The 18,435-nt window shown below is 57.7% G+C and carries 18 protein-coding genes; 11 read left to right on the forward strand and 7 right to left on the reverse strand.

The genetic code is table 11. The features are described from left to right. Positions 1-640: 640 nt before the first annotated feature. Together AC0N03_RS15845 and AC0N03_RS15850 are read right to left on the reverse strand one after the other, a co-directional pair. A complete protein-coding gene (locus tag AC0N03_RS15845) occupies positions 641-2,491 on the reverse strand; it encodes a sigma-54-dependent Fis family transcriptional regulator (RefSeq protein ID WP_474289879.1) in 1,851 nt (616 codons plus the stop codon). Continuing rightward, positions 2,484-2,939: a hypothetical protein gene (locus AC0N03_RS15850; protein ID WP_474289910.1), complete on the reverse strand. Its 456-nt coding sequence runs from the start codon at positions 2,937-2,939 to the stop codon at positions 2,484-2,486. Before AC0N03_RS15850 ends, AC0N03_RS15845 begins: the two co-directional genes overlap by 8 nt. Between AC0N03_RS15850 and AC0N03_RS15855 the strand changes: the two genes are divergently transcribed. Further along, complete coding sequence (locus AC0N03_RS15855; protein WP_474289905.1) at positions 2,826-3,770, forward strand: NAD(P)-dependent alcohol dehydrogenase; 945 nt, start codon at positions 2,826-2,828, stop codon at positions 3,768-3,770. The two genes, AC0N03_RS15850 and AC0N03_RS15855, sit on opposite strands and share 114 nt — an antisense overlap. A 175-nt stretch (positions 3,771-3,945) precedes the next feature. Beyond that, positions 3,946-4,260 carry a ribbon-helix-helix domain-containing protein gene (locus tag AC0N03_RS15860; RefSeq protein WP_474289880.1) on the forward strand — a complete coding sequence of 105 codons (315 nt, stop codon included), beginning with the start codon at positions 3,946-3,948 and terminating at the stop codon, positions 4,258-4,260. A 71-nt stretch (positions 4,261-4,331) separates the two neighbouring features. Here AC0N03_RS15860 and AC0N03_RS15865 read toward each other — a convergent pair whose 3' ends face one another. Genes AC0N03_RS15865 through AC0N03_RS15875 form a run of 3 tightly spaced genes read right to left on the reverse strand, consistent with a single transcriptional unit; the run spans position 4,332 to position 5,995 of the window. After that, entirely contained in the window at positions 4,332-4,514 is a 183-nt protein-coding gene (locus tag AC0N03_RS15865) for a hypothetical protein (RefSeq protein ID WP_474289881.1), read from the reverse strand. A gap of 29 nt (positions 4,515-4,543) precedes the next feature. Continuing rightward, positions 4,544-5,668, reverse strand: coding sequence for a WD40 repeat domain-containing protein (locus tag AC0N03_RS15870; protein WP_474289882.1), 1,125 nt, complete (start codon positions 5,666-5,668; stop codon positions 4,544-4,546). A 12-nt stretch (positions 5,669-5,680) separates the two neighbouring features. Next, a complete protein-coding gene (locus AC0N03_RS15875) occupies positions 5,681-5,995 on the reverse strand; it encodes a hypothetical protein (protein ID WP_474289883.1) in 315 nt (104 codons plus the stop codon). Between the two features lie 56 nt (positions 5,996-6,051). On the opposite strand from AC0N03_RS15875, the gene AC0N03_RS15880 reads away from it, so the two are divergent. Next, the gene (locus AC0N03_RS15880; protein ID WP_474289884.1) at positions 6,052-6,321 is read left to right on the forward strand and encodes a hypothetical protein; all 270 of its coding nucleotides are present in this window, start codon (positions 6,052-6,054) and stop codon (positions 6,319-6,321) included. 7 nt (positions 6,322-6,328) lie between these two features. Here the strand turns inward: AC0N03_RS15880 and AC0N03_RS15885 are convergent, their stop codons facing one another. Beyond that, positions 6,329-6,796: a hypothetical protein gene (locus tag AC0N03_RS15885; protein WP_474289885.1), complete on the reverse strand. Its 468-nt coding sequence runs from the start codon at positions 6,794-6,796 to the stop codon at positions 6,329-6,331. 545 nt (positions 6,797-7,341) lie between these two features. Between AC0N03_RS15885 and AC0N03_RS15890 the strand changes: the two genes are divergently transcribed. The 8 genes from AC0N03_RS15890 to AC0N03_RS15925 all read left to right on the forward strand — a co-directional run bounded on the left by AC0N03_RS15890 (position 7,342) and on the right by AC0N03_RS15925 (position 16,133). Continuing rightward, a complete protein-coding gene (locus tag AC0N03_RS15890; RefSeq protein WP_474289886.1) occupies positions 7,342-9,009 on the forward strand; it encodes an aromatic/alkene/methane monooxygenase hydroxylase/oxygenase subunit alpha in 1,668 nt (555 codons plus the stop codon). 167 nt (positions 9,010-9,176) lie between these two features. Continuing rightward, positions 9,177-10,238, forward strand: a complete 1,062-nt coding sequence (locus AC0N03_RS15895) for a 2Fe-2S iron-sulfur cluster-binding protein (RefSeq protein WP_474289887.1) — start codon at positions 9,177-9,179, stop codon at positions 10,236-10,238. 56 nt (positions 10,239-10,294) lie between these two features. Beyond that, on the forward strand, positions 10,295-11,353 hold the full coding sequence (locus tag AC0N03_RS15900; protein WP_474289888.1) for an aromatic/alkene monooxygenase hydroxylase subunit beta: 1,059 nt from the start codon (positions 10,295-10,297) through the stop codon (positions 11,351-11,353). 15 nt (positions 11,354-11,368) lie between these two features. Continuing rightward, positions 11,369-11,737: an MmoB/DmpM family protein gene (locus AC0N03_RS15905; protein ID WP_474289889.1), complete on the forward strand. Its 369-nt coding sequence runs from the start codon at positions 11,369-11,371 to the stop codon at positions 11,735-11,737. A gap of 87 nt (positions 11,738-11,824) precedes the next feature. Then, a complete protein-coding gene (locus AC0N03_RS15910; RefSeq protein WP_474289890.1) occupies positions 11,825-12,847 on the forward strand; it encodes an amidohydrolase family protein in 1,023 nt (340 codons plus the stop codon). Positions 12,848-12,867: 20 nt separating this feature from the next. Next, a complete protein-coding gene (locus AC0N03_RS15915; protein WP_474289891.1) occupies positions 12,868-13,662 on the forward strand; it encodes an iron-sulfur cluster assembly protein in 795 nt (264 codons plus the stop codon). A 63-nt stretch (positions 13,663-13,725) separates the two neighbouring features. Continuing rightward, positions 13,726-15,357, forward strand: coding sequence for a chaperonin GroEL (gene groEL, locus AC0N03_RS15920; protein WP_474289892.1), 1,632 nt, complete (start codon positions 13,726-13,728; stop codon positions 15,355-15,357). 62 nt (positions 15,358-15,419) lie between these two features. Beyond that, a complete protein-coding gene (locus tag AC0N03_RS15925; RefSeq protein ID WP_474289893.1) occupies positions 15,420-16,133 on the forward strand; it encodes an MIP family channel protein in 714 nt (237 codons plus the stop codon). A 130-nt stretch (positions 16,134-16,263) separates the two neighbouring features. Here AC0N03_RS15925 and AC0N03_RS15930 read toward each other — a convergent pair whose 3' ends face one another. Next, the gene (locus AC0N03_RS15930) at positions 16,264-18,348 is read right to left on the reverse strand and encodes a sigma-54-dependent Fis family transcriptional regulator (protein ID WP_474289894.1); all 2,085 of its coding nucleotides are present in this window, start codon (positions 18,346-18,348) and stop codon (positions 16,264-16,266) included. Between the last annotated feature and the right edge of the window lie 87 nt (positions 18,349-18,435).

The following is an 18,435-nucleotide window of genomic DNA, read 5'->3' on the forward strand; positions in this document are numbered from 1 at the left end:
GCGAACCGGCGTCTGCGCCAAAACATATCATCAAAACACGGAAATTGAAGAAAAGGCCTCAGAGACACTGGCCATAGTGGCACCGAAAGAACCGCATATCATGCGTCTCAGTAAGAACTTTTGCCGGTCTTCAGCAGCAAGGCACGGAAATCACGACGGAATTTACCCGCGTATCAGAATATGGATTTTGTAAGAAAGGAATGGTGGCGGATGCAGTGTGATCCGGGTGCGTCTTTGGCCAAAAATTCCCTGTTAACAGGGAAAAAACAGGAAAAATTTCAATTTTTTGAGGCCAATTCAACAAAATTATCTGAATTTAGTGATATATTTCAGTGATTTGATAGTTTTTTTTCGTGAAAAAATAACAGGGAATTTATTTTACCTTATCAGGGAACAGCCTTGGCCGTTCAGGGAGCGCCGGGTGACGTAACAGGAAAAAATTGTCGCCCAGTATAAAAATATAAATTCATTTGGACGTCTATAAACTCAGTTGTGATCTGAGCCCGACTTCCATCAATTTTTTGAGGGTAGATCAGGTCAGAACCGCGCAGTTCAGGCGCTCAAAATTTTGTACTTTTCGCCATTTGACTGCCTGAATTGTGCGGAATCTCGCGTGCTCTGTCCTTTGCAGCGTCAACGCTTATTGAAGGTGCTTATATATGGTGGTCCGCGAAATGCCGAGCAGGCGTGCAGTCCGGGCAATATTGCTTTCGCTCATGCGGTAGGTGGATCTGATTTCCTGACATTTGCGCCGGCTGAACGGATGGGGCCTGCAGGACGGGCAGGTATCCTCTTCTTGCTGGAGTGTCTGGTCGGCGAACGAATCCTCGTCGATATACGCCTTGCGCCGCCAGAGCAGCGCGCGCTGCAGCACAGTCCGCAATTCCCGGATATTTCCCGGCCATGCGCGTTGCGAAAGCCTAGCGATTGCCGCGTCGGTGATGGCTGCCTCGGGGGCAATGTCCGAGACGAGATGTTTGACGATCTGAGCAAAGTCCAGCCGCGCACCGAGGGGCGGCAGGTGAATCGAAAAAGCATTCAGTCGATAGTATAAATCTGCCCGGAACAGGTGGCTGGCGACCATTTCCGACAGCGGACGGTTTGTCGCCGAAACAATCTGCACATCCACGAGATGGGTCTTCTGACCGCCTATGGCGCGGACCTCCATGCAATCCAGAAATCTGAGCAGCGCGGTCTGCGCCGCTTTGGGTATATCGGCCACTTCATCGAGAAACAACGTGCCCTTATCCGCCAGCCGAGCCAGGCCGGGAGCGCCTTCCGCTCGGGCATCCGTGAAGGCTCCGCGCTCATGGCCGAACAATTCGGCGATGAAAAGGTTCTCGGGAACTGCACCGCAATTGAGCGCGACGAATTCCCCCTTGCGTCCGCTGCGGTCATGAACATGCCGGGCCATCAATTCCTTGCCGGTTCCTGTTTCGCCGGTGATATGAACAGGCATGCGAAAGGAAATGGCATCTTCAAGTTCCGCCAGCGGGCGTCTGATGGCCAGATCGTCGCAGACGAACCCGGTGATGGCGGACTGTGTCCGTGCCGGTTTGGCGCGCGCCGGGACGAGCGCCTTTTCATGGTGTCCGATCTGCCTGCACACCATGAACACGGCGCTTCCCGCGCGGTCGCGGATGCGAATCATGCCGCCTTTGAGCAGACCGTCGATTGCCTCGGCAAATTCCAGCTCGAAGAGATGGCTGAATGCACGCCCCGTCGCGGCGGAAAGCCCGGCGAGCAGTGCGTTGCCCGGACGGTTGAGCGAAAGAATTTCGCCGTCGCCGGATACGGCAAGCAGGCCGGCTGACAGGGTATCAAGAAATTCGGCGCGTGGATGAAAGGCGAGAATGAAACTGCCGGCGCGCTCTTGAAACATCAATCCGTTTTCGATTTGAGCCGCCGCCATACGAACGAGGGCGTGTGTGTGCTGCTGGCGCGCTTCATTTGTGCAGGATGCGTCGAGCACGCCGAGAATATTCCCGCTGGAATCGAGAATGGGCGCGGCCATGCAACTGAGGTGGCTATGGCTGGCAAAGTAATGCTCGCGGCCGTAAATCGCCACAGGCTGGCGCGCCAGCGCGGCCAGACCGAGCGCGTTGGTGCCATGCTCCTGTTCGCTCCAGACGCTTCCAGGGATGATCGAGCGCCCGGCCGCACTGTCGGCGAAATGCTGGTCGCTGATCGTGTCGAGCACGGTGCCGTCGATGTCGCCCAGAGCGATCATGAAATTCGATCCGGCTATCTGTGAATACAAGACCTGCATTTCAGCCAGCGCCAACCTGCGCAGGGCCGCGATTTTTTCCCGCCTGCGCGTCACGTCTACAAACGAAATCACTGTCTCGCGCGGCGCAGATTTAGCATCGAGACCAAGATCGACGCAGCGCTGCCAGCTTGCCGCAACGAGCGTCGGTAAGGTCCCGGCCGGCAAATGCCTGCCGTGTTCGATCGCTGCACGCGCGTCGTTGATTCCAGAATGATCAGACATGTTGCTCTCCTGATGAATCTTGGTTCCGCTCCGGTCCCGCCGACCGCGCGATGATAGACAGAAACTGAACACTTTCAGGCACGCGTCGTTCAGAGTCTGAACGGGTACAAGTGTTCGCGATTGAGTTAAGATATTGTTTTAAATTATAAAAAAATAATGGCGCGATGCTTGCTTTGCTCTTCTTCGCAAGCCCGAAAAAATGACGGGACAGGCGGAGGAAAAGAATATGAAGGCCCAGGTACTGACAAAATACGACGATAATCTCAGAGCGGAACAATGGGTTGCGGAACAAGAGGTTCCAGATCCCAAAATCACCAAATCGACGGATGTGATCGTGAGAATTGGCGGGGCAGGGGTCTGCCGCACCGATCTGCACATCATCGAAGGCATATGGCGCCCCCATACCGACCCAACCTCGAATCAGTTGTTGCCGATAATCATGGGACATGAGAACGCCGGCTGGGTGGAAGCCATCGGCAAGGAAGTTGAGGGGATCAAGGTCGGAGACCCGGTGATCGTTCACCCCAAGATTTCGGGGGGAACCTGCCTTGCCTGCAGGCGCGGTTTCGACATGCACGGGCCCGGAAAATTCCCGGGTCTTGATTGCAACGGCGGCTATGCCGAATATCTTTGCACCTCGGAGCGCAACATCGTGCCGCTGCCAAAAATGCTGGCGCCGAAGGATGTCGCGCCCTATGCCGATGCTGGTCTGACGGCCTATCGCGCGGTGAAGAAGGCAACCCGTCATTTGTTGCCCGGCGAGAGTTGCGTCGTCATCGGCGCGGGCGGGCTGGGGCACATCGGCATACAGTGCCTGAAAGCGATGTGTGCGGCGGATGTGATCGTCGTCGACAAGTCGGAAGCCTCGCTGGCGCTGGCTGGCAAGCTTGGCGCCGACAAATTGGTGCTTGCCGACGGCGACGAGGTACAATCCGTTCTTGAATTCACACAAGGGCAAGGCGCCGAAGCCGTCATCGACTTCGTCGGCGAACGCGGGACAACTTCGAAGGGACTCGCCATGACGCGGGCGATGGGAAGTTATTACATCGTTGGTTACGGCGAAGAAATCCGGGTTCCGACGGTGGATATGGTCATCACCGAAAGGAACATCATCGGCAATCTGGTTGGCACATGGGCCGAACTCGTCGAATTGATGGCTTTGGCCGATCGGGGCCTCGTGCAGCTCACGACTGTTGAATACCGCCTCGCGGACGCCAACAAGGCGCTGCACGATCTGCACAATGGCAAGATTCACGGACGGGCCGTCCTGATCCCTTGAGGCCAATGCGACGCGCTCCTGACCGTGCGGCTCAAGCCTTGGCGCGCGGCCGCATCCATTCAGGGCGGGATGAATCCAAGGCGGCGCGTATGTCCGCGCCGCCTTGGGTCTCCCGCCCAGACCGAAGTAACGCGTGGAAAAGCGCCGATAAAAAAAGTTGAAAGGGCCGGAATAGATGAATTGCAAACTTGTCGTACGGAACAACCAGCAGAAATTTCGCTCGGTCAGCCGGTCGCTGCGGATCAGCGGCCATTCGACCACCATCCGGCTGGAAACCGCCTTCTGGAACGTGCTGGATGCGATCGCCATGGAAAACGGGTCCTCGACGTCAAAGTTCGTGGCGGCAGTGCACAATGAGGCGCTTGGCCTGTTTGAGGGCGATAGCGCCAGATTGAATCTTGCCTCGATCCTCAGGACAGTCTGCCTGATCTATAAGGCGGACGCTGCGGCCTGCAGCCGAAATTCGTCCTACGCCAGCGCCCCCCAATGACGATAGTTCCGGTTTCCGGGTCATCGGGGGAAGCCAGCGTGGATTGACCGCCGCCGCTGCGTCTCGGCGCGTCAATTTGTGGGCTTTGTGCCGATCCGGTCTTCAGCGATCCAGCGGGCCGCAAGCACCAGCGCACCCATGCTGAAGTCCTTGCCGTGCTTCTGGACCATTTCCTCAGCAATTTTGGCGAGTTGCTGGAAAAAGGCATCCTTGCTCACTTCCTCCGGTGTGAGCGCCTGCTGTTCGTTTTTCATTCGCTGTTCCTCCTTGGTTGGGCTCTTGTCTATTTGAACATTTTCGGGGGTAGCGTGAGAACGGACGCGCCATCCTGCATTCCTATTGCCACGTGACGCCCATCCGCCGACCAGACAAGCTTTGTCACGGCGCTGCCGGAGGTCTGGACGATGATTTCGTCGCGCGAACCCACCTGAGCAATGACGATCTGGCCATTGGGGTAGCCCGCGGCGACAAGACTCTTTTTCGGATGCGACGAGATGCATTCGACCGCAACCAGACCCGCCCGGCCCGCTTCGAGCGCGCCGTCACGGTTTCCGTCGAAAGGCGGGCTGTCCAGCGACCATGCCACGATCCGGAATGCGCCGGACGCGATCAGCGTGTTGGTGGCAGTGTTCCAGTCGATCGAGCGGACGGGCGTTGGAAAGCCCGAGACCACTTCTGACCTTCCGGCGGCAAGATTGATCAGGCAGAAACCGCCGGTTTCCAATGTGACGGCGAGCCAGCTGCCGCCCGGATGCCAGAAAATTTCGACGGGCGAAACCGGCAGCTCGAATGCGCCGCACGACATTATCCCGGAAAGCATTTCCCGGATTTCCAGCCTGTCGGCAGTCGCAACGGCGAGGAGTGAATTGTCGGGCGACAGAGCGAGCGCCGCGATGGACGCTCCCTCATCGCATTCGAGATGGTCGGGCGGATTGGCTCCATGCTTGATTGTGATGGCGCAGCGCGTGGCGGCGGCCAGAATATCAACCTTGCGGGACGTGTCGAGCGCCGCAACCGGCCCCGGGAGGTGCAGGATCGTGCCGGCGTTTTCGCCGTCGGCGCGCAAGTGAACGATCTCGCCGGTCGCTAGTCCGGCCAGAAATCCGGATTGCCCGTATGCCGCAAGCCGCACTTCGACCTCGGCCATAGGCGCGATCGCCGTCAGCGGCGCGATCGGCTTGGCGCGCTGGCGGATCGTGGTCTGTCCGAAATCGCCGCTGACGCGCATGCGGTCTTCCGGCGGCTCGAGGTCAGCCGCGTTGGCGATGGCGATCGAGCCATCTGCGGCGGCGAAGGCGACCGACGTGCCGTCGGCGCTGAAACGGATGTCCGATACGGGACTGGACAATTTCCAGCTGCGCGCGAGCAGATCGAACAAGGTGAGGCTATGCTGTGCTTGCTGGTGCATGAGGTTCCCCTCCTAATTTTGGTTCGGGGTGGCGAGCACCCTGTCGAGCCTTGCGATATGGTCTTCCAGCGCGGAGATCCGGGTGTCGCAATCGGCCCAGGCATCGTTGATCACCGCAATGCGGTGCTGCGTCTCCTGCAATTCCTGCACCAACGCCTGATTGCCGCTGTCCCTCCCGAGCGCGAGTTCGCATCTGAGCGCGTCCATTTCCGCGCCTGCCAGCGCTTGCTGGAGGCGCAGGATGTCGGCGGTGACCTCCGAAACCCTGTTGACCAAGGCAATGCGCCCGGCGAGCGCCTCGTTCCGGGAAAGGGCTTGATCCGTCATCGAATGCTCCTATCGTGAGGCTGGCGCCATTGGTGAAACCAGAAAAAGGCGATGCAATGTTTGACGAAGTTGGCAGGCTTTTCTTTGCTGCGCTGAGCGCTGCGGCTGAACGGCGTCTGGGGCGGGAACATCCCTGTTATCGGGCTCTGAACGCGGCTGCCGGACGGACTGGTCCGGCTCATACGGCTGCCGTGCAGGCTGCGCTCGATGGCCTCGATCCCGCCACGCTGGCCGAGGTGATGGCGGACGCGCACAAGAGTCTGCGGGAAAATCCGTCCGCCATATCCGGGACTTGGCCAACACGGGCCGGACAAACGCGTCACTGAGCTCATCTCATTGCCCGCCCCGGTCTGTATCGCGCTTGAGAGCGCTCAGCGACTGGCCGAGGGTGCCAATCTGGGAGGTGAACTGGGTTTCTGCCGCATTTATGTGGCTTCTGATCTGATCCCAGATGTCCACCCGCAATATCGAGGTCGTATCGCCCAGCAGCCGCTCGATCTCCTCGATGCGGAACTGGCGGCTGAGAGACACGCCCGAAAAAACGAAATCCCGCAAAAGTATCGCATGACTTTCGATGAAGGAATGGATCAGCGGATGGGACTCGGGGGTGACGCCGGCGGCGGCCAGTTCCTCCTGAATGAAGTCCTGGAAATGACGCAGAAGGCGCTCCTGGCTTTCCCCCAGAAACCGCATGACGAAGACGAGATCGCGCGGGATGAGGCGCACCAGATCTTCTGCGACATCAAAGACGGATTTGTCGTTTCTGCCATTTTCATCGCTTTCGCGGCGATCCGTCGACATCGCTTGCCTTGTCTGTTGGGCCCGATCCGCACGGGGCTGCCCTATAGCATAGCGACAAAATATTCTAATATTCAAGACGAAATTGAAATATTAATTTGCAATTATCTCGCAAGTGCGAAGTAATTAATTCATTACACACGTATTTTACAGATGTAACGTTTAGTTACAGTCCAGATCTATATTGTCACGAAAATTTTAAGAACGGCGCTTCATAGGGATCAAACGGGCCTGTTCAGCGCCGACGACGAGTTGGCACGACCTTTGCGTAGTTATCTGCCAATAAGAAATTCATTGCATCTTTTGCAGTGTGAAAAGAACGAAGGACCGGAGGAAACGTCAACGGGTTGCATCTGCTCAATCGCGCAGAACATTCCTGAAGGCTCTTCCCTCACCTTTGCCTGTATCAACCAGAATGACCCGACGACAGCTGGCGCGACTGTTGCGCCAGATTGTTGAGTCATCTGAACTTTCGCAGGCGATGCCATTTGTCGTCTTTTGTCCTGGTCCAGGGATTCATTTATCAATTTAGGTGGAGGCTGAATAAAATGACCTCTTTAACTCTGAACAAGATTACCTCACAGCGAGGAATTTCCGTGGGTGAGGCCACCAAGAAGATTTCCGATCTTGGCTGGAATCCGACTTACGTTCAGGAAGCGATGACGTTTCCGACAGATTATAAAATTGCCAAGGCGCCGCGCGATCCGATGAAGCAGGTTCTGCGGTCCTATTTTCCGATGCAGGAAGAGAAGGACAATCGCGTTTACGGAGCCCTTGATGCCGCGCTGCGCGGCGACATGTTCCGCAACGTCGAGCCGCGCTGGGTCGAGTGGATGAAGCTCTTTCTGGCCATTATCCCGTTCCCGGAAATTTCCGCAGCGCGCTCGATGGCCATGGTTGCCCGGCTCGCACCCGGCGAAGACCTGCGTACGGGCTTCACCATGCAGATGGTCGACGAATTCCGTCACTCGACGATCCAGATGAATCTCAAGAAATGGTATATGGAGAACTATATCGACCCGGCCGGGTTCGATATCACCGAAGAAGCGTTCGGCAAATGCTATGCGACTACCATCGGCCGCCAGTTCGGCGAAGGGTTCATCACCGGCGACGTGATGACCTCCGCCTGCATGTATCTGACGGTGGTCGCCGAAACGGCGTTCACCAACACGCTGTTTGTGGCGATGCCGTCCGAAGCTGCCCGTAACGGCGATTATGCGCTGCCGACGGTGTTTCTTTCGGTGCAATCAGACGAGAGCCGACATATCGGCAACGGCCATTCGCTGCTGATGGCGGCCCTGAAGGAGCCGGAGAATCATCTCCTGCTCGAGCGCGATCTCCGTTACGCCTTCTGGCAGAATCACGCGATCGTCGACGCCGCGATCGGCACCTTCATCGAATATGGCACAACCAATCGCGACAAGAACAAGGAATCCTACGCGGAAATGTGGCACCGCTGGATCTTCGAGGATTATTATCGCACCTACATGCTGCCGCTCGAAAAATACGGCATCAAGATCCATCATGACGACGTTCACGAAGCCTGGAATCGCATCACCAAGAAGCACTATGTGCATAAGGTTGCACAGTTCTTCGCGGTCGGCTGGCCGGTCAACTTCTGGCGCATCGAAGCCCAGCGTGATGCGGATTTCGAATGGTTCGAAAACAAGTATCCGGGTTGGTATGCGGAGTTCGGCGATTTCTGGAAGTGGTACGACAAGCTCAGCCATCGCGGCAGCAAGATCATCACCTTTAACGAAGACGTCGGCTACGTCTATCCGCATCGCTGCTGGAGCTGTCTCGTTCCCTGCCTGATCCGCGAAGACATGGTCGTCGATGAAATCGACGGAAAACTACACACATTCGCCCATGAACTCGACCGCTGGACGGCCGTTGAGGCATTCTCGGACGAATATCAGGGACGTCCGACACCTGCGATGGGCCGTTTCAGCGGCAAGCGCGAATGGGAAACGCTCTATCACGGCTGGGATCTGGCCGATGCTATTAAGGACCTCAATTTCGTTCGTCCCGATGGCAAGACCCTGATACCGCAGCCGCACCTGCGTTTCGACAACAGCGACATGTGGACGCTCGACGACGTGCGCGGCCATACGCTGATGTCGCCGCTCAAAATCTTGCGCGACATGTCGCCGGCGGATCGTGAGAAGCACCTCGCCGAATATCGCGCGGGCTTCACGATCAATCGGTGCAATTAAGCTGGTTCCTGGCGCGGCGGCCGTTCGGCCTCCGCGCTTCAATCTCCGGCCTGCGACAGAACCATATTCCGGACCTTCGGCTCGAAACGGCCTGAACGGGCAGGCGGTCTTGCGCGCTCTTTTCAGGGCGGGCCGGCCAGAACGACAAAAATAGGGAGACCTGTTTCATGACCAGTACTCACACGGTTCGCCTGGAGCCAGTCGGCGTCGAATTCGAGGTCGAAGATGGCGAGACCGTTCTCAATGCAGCGTTTCGCCAGGGAATCGCGCTGCCGCACGGGTGCAAGGTGGGGCAATGCTCGGCTTGCAAATGCGTGCTGAACGACGGCGAAATCGAGTTGCTCAAATATTCGACTTTTGCGCTCAATGATATGGAAAAGGAGAGCGGCCACATATTGCTGTGCCGGACTCTCATTCATTCCGACATCGAGGTCGAGCTTCTCAATTATGACGAGGAAGTTCTGGCGAAATCGATCGCGGTGAAGACGTTCAAGGGTCGAATTTCTCACATCGAGCATTTGACTCATGACATTCGCAGCATCGAGATCGATCTCAATTCCCCGATAAAGTTTTGGGCGGGGCAATATGTCGACATCACGGTTACCACGGAAAAAGGGGAGACGATTACGCGCTCGTTTTCCATGGCAAATACGCCGGACCAAACCCAAAAGCTCGCCTTTATCATCAAGAAATACCCCGAAGGAAAATTCTCCGGAGAGCTTGATTCAGGCGGAATCCGGGTCGGAGCCGATGTTACGGTTGTCGGTCCCTTTGGAACCTGCTTCAGAAGGGAAAATCGATCCGGCCCGCTAGTTCTGGTTGGCGCGGGTTCGGGCATGTCGCCGATCTGGTCGATCCTCAACGATCATCTCACGAGCGGTGAGAAACGCCCGGTCTATTTCTTCTACGGAGCGCGGACCAGCAGCGATCTGTTCTATCTTAACCGGATCGAGGCGCTTTCAAGCCGACATCCCGAGGTGGAGTTCATTCCGGTCCTGTCCCACGCCAATGGCGATGCGAACTGGAGCGGAGAGCGCGGCTTCGTGCACGAAAGTGTCGACGTCAAACTCAAGAAGCTGGCAATTGACGGGCAGGGCGATGTCTATGCCTGCGGCCCGCCACCTATGATCGAGGCGCTTCAGCCCATCCTCTTTCTCAACGGTTTCGAAACCGAGAGGGTCTTCTTCGACAAATTCACCACTTCTTCCGGGACCACTCCGACCCATTAAGGTCGCCGGATTTAGGCCAGCAAGAATAATTCTAACTGAAATAGGGAGCGAAAATTATGACTGCAATATCAAGTTCAGTCGGTTCGGGAGCCGCCGGTTCGGCGACCTTTTCCGGTTCCGACAGCCGAAAATACAATTATTTCGATCCAAAGGGCAAACACGCGAGCCATTACGAAGACGTGACGGTTGACGTTCAGCCGGATCCCGAACGCTACCTGATCCAGGATTGGATCATTTCCTTCTCTAACGGCAAGGGCGCCTATATCAAGGATTACACCGCGGCCAAAAGTTCGAATTGGCATGCCTTCCGGGCGCCGGATCAGGAATGGGAACGCACGCATTATCAGCGTCAATCCAAGATTGAGACGATGGTGCAGGGCGTCATTGCCAACGGTCGTAAATCCGGTGCGCCAAAGGCGCTCGACAAGACCTGGGCCACAATTTTGCAGACGCATCTGGGTGCATGGAAACATGCCGAATTTGGCCTTGGCACGTCGCTGATGCAAGCGCAGCGCTACGGCTACACCCAGATGATCAACAATGCGACGCTGACGAATTCGTCCTACAAGCTGCGCCTTGCGCAGGACCTGACGTTGTATCTTGCCGAGATCGGCATGGACATTGCGGGCTGGGACGACGAACTCGGCAAGAAGGCATGGCTGGAGAATCCGATCTGGCAAGGCACCCGCGAAGCCATTGAAACCATCATGGGGTCGACCGATTATCTCGAGCAGTATTTTGCCATCAACATCGTTTTCGAACCGCTGGTCGGTGAGCTTTTTCGCTCCGGCTTCCTGATCCCCGCCGCGGCCGCGAACAAGGATTCGATGACTCCTTCGGTGGTCTCCGCCGCCGAGGCCGATTACGAGCGAAATCTCGCCAATACGATCGACCTCATTTACATGCTTGCCCACGATGAACAGCACGGCGCAGCCAACCGGACACTCTTTCAGGGGTGGATCAGGAAGCACGGCGAACTGGCCGATAAGGCGGCCGTCGGTCTTCAGCCGATCTGGTCGATGCCGCATTCCAAGCCAATTTCGTTCGAAGACGCCCGCGCGAAATCCCAAGAGCGTATCGGCCAAATCCTTGGCGAACTCGGCCTTACACGCTGAAACGGAGTAAAATCAATGTCGACAACAGCACGCGACGCCTCGCAGTCCAATATTTTCAAATCGATGCAGGACATCACCTTTCAGCAAACGATTTCGCATCAGTGCGGCGTCACCATGAGCGACTCCGTGGAAGCGCGGTCGATCGCCGAATTCATGGGGCAGAAGCCCGGAGTGATCGTCACTTATCAGCCGGCGATGATCCGCATCGACGGCGACGGCAAGCTGATCTTCAAGATGGATGACATCAGCGAATATCTGGGCCGGGAAATGACCGCCGAAATCTTCGAAGTGAATACATCGACTCATTACGGCCGGATGGTTCGCATCGACGACAACACCGTCATCCTGTTCGGAAATATGGACGAAGTCTTCGAATACATCTGAGCGCTGCCGTGAAACGGCATTTGGAACCAGACGCGCCGTTCAAAGGCGGCGCGTCATTAAGACCTTAAGGGAATCGCGGAGACTTCAATGTACAAGACACCGGAAGGCAAGGAAATTTTCGTGGTCGACGGCCACACCCATTTCTGGGATGGAAGCCCGGAAAACCAGAGCAATATTCATGGCAAGCAGTTCATTGATTGCTTCTATGCCTATCACACGGGCTTGAGCCCGGCTGACAAGCTATGGGACAAGGAGAAATTCGAGAAATACAGCGCCGACGACCTATATCATGATTTGTTCATTGACGGACCGGATGACGTTGCGATCGTGCAGTCGACCTATCTGAAGGATTTTTACAAGAAGGGCTTCAACACGATTGAACGCAATGCGGAAATGGCGAAGCGCTATCCGGATCGATTTATCGTCAATGGCGCCTTCGATCCGCGCGATGGAGAGCAAGCGCTCGAATATATCCATTACCTGAAGGAAAATTACAATGTTCAGGGCGTGAAGATGTATACGGCCGAATGGAACGGTGCATCCAAAGGTTGGAAGCTGAACGACCCCCAGGCCTATAAATGCTTTGAACTGTGCGAGAAGCTGGGCATAAAAAACATTCACGTTCACAAGGGACCGACCATCATCCCGCTTAACAAGGACGCATTCGACGTTCATGATGTCGATTACGCCGCAACCGACTTTCAGAATCTCAACTGGATTGTCGAGCATTGCGGTCTGCCCCGCCTCGATGATTTCTGCTGGATAGCCACGCAAGAGACCAATGTTTACGCAGGACTGGCCGTCGCCTTGCCGTTCATACATTCGCGTCCGCGCTACTTCGCAGAAGTGATTGCCGAACTGCTGTTCTGGATCGGCCCGGAGAAGATCCTGTTCGGCTCCGACTATGCGATCTGGACGCCGCGCTGGCTGGTGGAAAAGTTCTGGGCCTTCGAACTGCCTGAGGACATCAGGAAGGAACGCGGTGTCGATCTCACTCCCGAGATCAAGGAGAAGATCCTCGGCCTCAATGCGGCCCGGCTCTACAACATCGACATCGAAGCCAAGAAAGCGGCTCTTGCCCGTTCCCCGATGAGCATTGCTGCGGAGTGACGCCAATGGAATCGTCCAGCATGAGCGAAAGTCGCAAAGCCGAAGTGTGGCGGCGGCTCTCCGAGGTGAATGATCCTGAACTCGACGAGCCAATCACGCAGATGGGCTTTGTAGAACAGGTGACGCTGACAGGCGACGGCGGCGTGGAAGTGGATTTCCGCCTGCCGACCTATTGGTGCTCGCCAAATTTCGCTTTTCTCATGCTGGACGGTGTCCGTCGGGCGCTCGAAGCACTAACATGGTGTCCTTCCTATCAGATCCGCCTTCACGACCATATGTTCGCGGAGGAGGTCAACAGGGGGATAGCAACGGGCAAGGCATTTCATCAGATCTTCGACGAACTCGCCGCGGATCAGGACCTCGAGACCTTGCGCGAGACGTTCCGCAAAAAGGCGTTCAAACGACGTCAGGAAGCCGTTCTTCTCATCTTTCGGCAGGAAGGACTTTCGGACCAGCAGATTCTTGGGCTGAATTTCGCGGCGATCGACGCCGGGAACTTCGAGCTGGAAGAGTCCGCCAGGCAACTGGCCCGATACCGGCAAGCGGTGCTGGAGCAATTTCCCGGGCGCCAGCCTTGGGAGACGGCCTTTCCCACCTGGGAGGGAGGCGCGATCGCCCTGTCGGCCTTCGGCGATTATCTCGGCGAGTTGCGCAGCGTACGCATCAATATGGAATTCAACGGCGCTTTGTGCCGCGGCCTCAAGACGGCGCGATACAAGGAAAAGCACCTTGTCTGTGGTGAGCCGACGCTCGTCGATTTCATTCTCGATCGCGTTCCAGCAGCGCCTCGGGATTCAGTTCAAAACCAGACTTAAACCAGAACCTCGCTCAAACGGGGACACGTCAACAATCCGCCCAGCAGGGCGGCAGGAGGATTTATGGCCAAATTACTGATCCATGGTTCGGAAGCCCGGCGTGCGCTTGCGCGCGGCGTTGCCCGGCTTGCCGCAGCCGTCGAGCCGACGCTCGGCCCCAAGGGAATGAATGCGATGGTCGATCGGCCTGTCGGCACGCCGATAGTGACGCGTGACGGCGTGAGCATCGCATCGGAAATTGAGTTGCGCGATCGCTTCGAGAACATGGGCGCGCAGGTCGTGCGTGAGGTGTCGATGCAGACCAACGAGATCGCGGGCGACGGAACGACCACCGCCATCGTTCTGGCCAATGCGCTGGTTCAGAGAGGCGTCGAAGCCAATGAGCGCGGCGCCAAATCCGTCGATCTTTGCCGTGGCATCGACCTTGCCGTGACGGCGATCGTCTCGGCGCTCAAGGCATCCGCTAAGCCGGCCAAGGCCAATGGCATGCTGGCCTCAGTTGCAAATATTGCAGCGACGAATCCCAAGCTGGGGGCGCTGGTGGCGGAAGCCTACGCCCGCGTCGGGGCCGAAGGCGTCATCACCACCGATTACAGCGTAACGACCGATACGACGCTGGATATTGTCGAGGGCATGTCTTTTGAGCGCGGCTATCTCTCGCACCATATGGTGACGGATCAGGACAAGATGGAAGCGGTGCTTGAGCATCCGTTCATCCTGATGACCGATCTGAAGATCAAGGATCCGGCTGCACTTGATTCAATCCGCAGGATTGCCGATCAGGCCGGGCGGCCATTGCTGATCATCTCGGAGGAAATGTCGCCCGAAGTGGTTGTGACGCTGCTCGGCAAGAACGAGACGGGCAAATATCTCGTCGTCCATCCGCCGGAATATGGTCACTGGCGCAAGGCCATGCTGGAAGATCTGGCGATACTCACCGGCGGCCGGGTCATCGCGCGCGACCTTGGCGGGCGCATCGAGGATGTCGTGGCCGCCGATCTGGGTACGGCCGAGCGTGTGCGGACCAGCGCGACCTATACGACCGTTATCCGCGGCAATGGCGAAGCGGCGGCCATTGCTGCCCGCCGGGCGCAGGTCCAGCGGCAATATGAAGCCGCGCCGCCCAATATCGAGCAGGACAAATTGCGCGAACGGCTTGCCAAGCTTTCCGGCGGAACGGCCATCCTCTATGCGGGCGGCGTTACCCCGGTTGAGCAAAAGCGCACCATTCAGTTGCTCGAGGATTCGCTCCATGCGGTCCGCGCCGCGGCTGAAGAGGGTGTCGTCGCTGGCGGCGGTACGGCCCTTGCTCAGATATCGTCGGCGCTCGACCCGGTTTTGGAGTCAGTGAGCGGCGATGTTGCTGAAGGCGTGCGGCTGGTCAATTCGATCCTTTGCCGTCCGTTGTGGCGCGTTACATTCAATGCGGGCGGAGATCCGGAGGCTGTTGTGGCCAAGGTGACGCATCTTGAGCGCGGGCATGGCTATAACGCTGCCAGCGGCGCGTTTCAGAACATGTTCGAAGCAGGGATCATCGATCCTGTCCGGGTGACCTGTACCGCGCTCGCCAATGCCGCTTCCGTCGCAACCCTTATTCTCACTACCGAAACGCTGGTAGGCGATCTGGGCGAGGATATCGATCCGACAGCAGGCCCTTCCCGTGGCGGCGGTGCTGAAAAGCTGGGCCGGGAGTGAGCGCGGCCGCGCTGTCGCGCGGCGCATAATTGATCATGATCTGAATCTGGGGGAAAATATCGATGAATAAGCCTGTTTGTGAATTTATAGGAACCTTCGCTCTCGTCTTTCTGGGCTGTGCGACGGTTCTGTTTATGCGCCAGGAAGTGGGACTTCTGGGCGTAGCGATGGCCTTCGGTCTTACAGTTACTGCAATGGCCTATTCGATCGGACCAATTTCCGGTGCGCATCTCAATCCGGCCGTGAGTCTTGGCGTTTTCGTCGCCGGGAGGATGTCGGCCAGCGAACTGGTGTCATATGTGTTGGCCCAGTTCACGGGGGCAATCGTCGCCTCGGCGATCCTGTATGTGATCGTGCAGGGCAAAGACGGGGGGTATGACATCGCCGCCAACGGATTTGCGCAGAATGGTTGGTCGCTCTACGCAATGGCATCGGCCTTCCTGTTCGAACTGGTGGCAACATTCTTGTTTCTGGTCGTAATTCTGCGGGCGACATCGCAGGACGGCGCCGGCGCGCTGGCCGGTTTGGCGATCGGGCTGACGCTTGTGGTCATCCATCTGGCCGGTATTGCCGTTTCGGGATCGTCAGTCAATCCTGCGCGCTCGCTCGGCCCGGCCCTGTTCTCGGGCGGAGCCGCGCTTTCGCAGCTCTGGCTCTACATCGTCGCGCCTTGTCTGGGCGCGGCACTTGCCGGACTGTTGATCCGTTTCGAAGTTTTGAATCCCGGACCGGTTCGCCTGACCGGCGAAGAGATGGCCCGGCCGATCGAAATCTGAATCCGGCTTTCCGGCTTATACAGTCCTCCCGGCATTACGCCGGGAGGCCTTTTCATTTTGGGAGCTACTCGCCGGACCGGAATGCTCCGGCAAGATTGGTGTCAGCGTGAAAGTCGGCCGGCTCCGGCAATCAGGCAAAGCCGCGGTTGCGCTGAATGCCGTATTGTTCAAATTTTCGGTAGAGGGTCGGCCTTGAAATGCCGAGCCGTAGCGCAACGCGGCTCAGATTGCCGCCCTCTGCGATCAAGGCGTTCTTGATGGCCTGCCGCTCTGCTTCCACGAAGCTGCACACCGGCGCCGCAGCGTCGGCGACCAGCGCATCCGCTATCCGCGAGGCGGGATCCGCGGCCAGAATCTCATCCGGCAGGTCCCGACAGCAAATCGTCCTGCCGTTCGAAAGAACGTGCAGCCGCCCGACGAGATTTTTCAGCTCCCGCACATTGCCGGGCCATTGATAGGCGAGAAGCGCATCGAGCGCGTCCGATCCGAAGCGCAGTATTTCCGAGCCGGTCTGCGCGGAAATCTTGCGGTTGAAATTTTCCAGAAGCAGCAGAACGTCCTGTCCGCGCTGGCGCAGCGGCGGCACCTGAATCGAAACCGCGCCAATGCGATAGTAGAGATCGCGGCGGAACCGTCCTGCCGCCACTTCCTGCTTGAGGTCGCGGTTGGTCGAGGCAACCAACTTGACATTGACGGGCCGGTCCTTGTTGTCGCCGATCCGGCGCACCACCCGCTCTTCGAGAACACGAAGCAGGAAGGGCTGTATTTCGAGCGGCATTTCGCCGATTTCGTCAAGGCTCAGAACGCCGCCATGCGCCAGTTCAAAGACGCCGGCCTTACCTTCCCTCGACGCGCCGGTGAATGCGCCGGGACTATGACCGAACAATTCGCTGCCGAACAATTCCCGCGTGATCGCACCGCAATTCATCGCGATGAACGGTTCCTTGTGCGTGCGCTGGCCCGCAACATGGACAAGCCGCGCGAAAAGTTCCTTGCCGACGCCGGTCTCGCCCTCGATCAGCAGCGACACGTCGTTGCTCGAACGCGCGACGCGGCAGGCGGCGTCTATGGCTTCAAGCAGAGCTTCGCTTTCGCCCACGATCAGCGAGGACGCTTCTTCGATACGCTCAAGATCCGGAGCGCTGATGAGCGGCGCCGAACGGCCGATCTGACGGTTGAACGGAAACACCAAAGCCGCGCCGCGCAGATCGCCGCCAAGGCGAAGCGGGTTGATGTGGCACGATTTATGAAGATGTTCGGGCAGTGCCTTGTCGAGATCGACGTCACTGCCGAACGCCGGCAGGTTCAGCAGGCGACTGCCGCGCACAAGCTCAGTCTGTCCGTTGGACATCTCGCTGAACACGCCCTTCGGGATGTTGTTGGTGTAAATGGCCCGGCCGTGGCGATCGACGATCGCAACGCCGTCCTGGCGCATGTAGCCCGGCGCCGAGGCGATGAATTCCTCGAGCAGGCGCGTGCGCTCCAGTTGCTGCTGTTCTGCAAGCGCATTTTCGATCTCGCGGGCGACAGCGGCGACCAGAGCCGTATTGTGCTGCCGGAATATCGGCGAATGCCCGGAGAGATCGACCACGCCAATGATGCTGCCGTCAAGCGGATCGCGGATAGGTGCACCGGCGCAGGTCCAGGCTTTTATCCCCGCGCAGAAATGCTCCGCCGCGTGAACGAACACCGGTTCGCCCGTCCAGAGCGCGGTGCCGATGCCATTGGTCCCGACCGATCCCTCATGCCATTTGCCGCCGATGGAAAGTTGAATTTCCATGCCGGAATGCAAGGTCTTCTTGTCGCCGATGGCCTCGAGTATGATGCCTTCGTGATCCGCCAGCACCAGCATGGCGCCGGTACCCTCGAGGAGTTGGCCGATTGCCGCGAAAGGTTTCCGCGCGACCGACAGGAATTCCAGATTGGCGCGGGTCAGAATTTCGATTTCATCCCGCGTGCAAGTGATGGGCGCTTCTGTCCGCTCGGCATTGATGCCGCCGGATATACTCCTACCCCATGATTCATGGATGAGAGAGCGGATGGAGGGCATTTTGCCCGGAGTTTTGATCTCGCCAGCGAGCAAATCTTCCCAGGCGCGCATTGTCGCCCTTTCGTCATAATCTGCATCGCTGTAATAAGGCCGCCTGCCTGACAATGCGACGATGGCGCCAGTTGCTTCGAGCTTTGACAAGTCTGAGGCGAGTTCGCGTTTCATTCAGGCAACTCACATTTTAGACAGAGGCTGCACGTCGTTTCAAAGGCACCCGTAACGGCATTGCCGTCCGATCCTTTGCATGTCCGC

The sequence above is a fragment of the Methylocystis sp. sgz306128 genome (genome assembly GCF_056032725.1).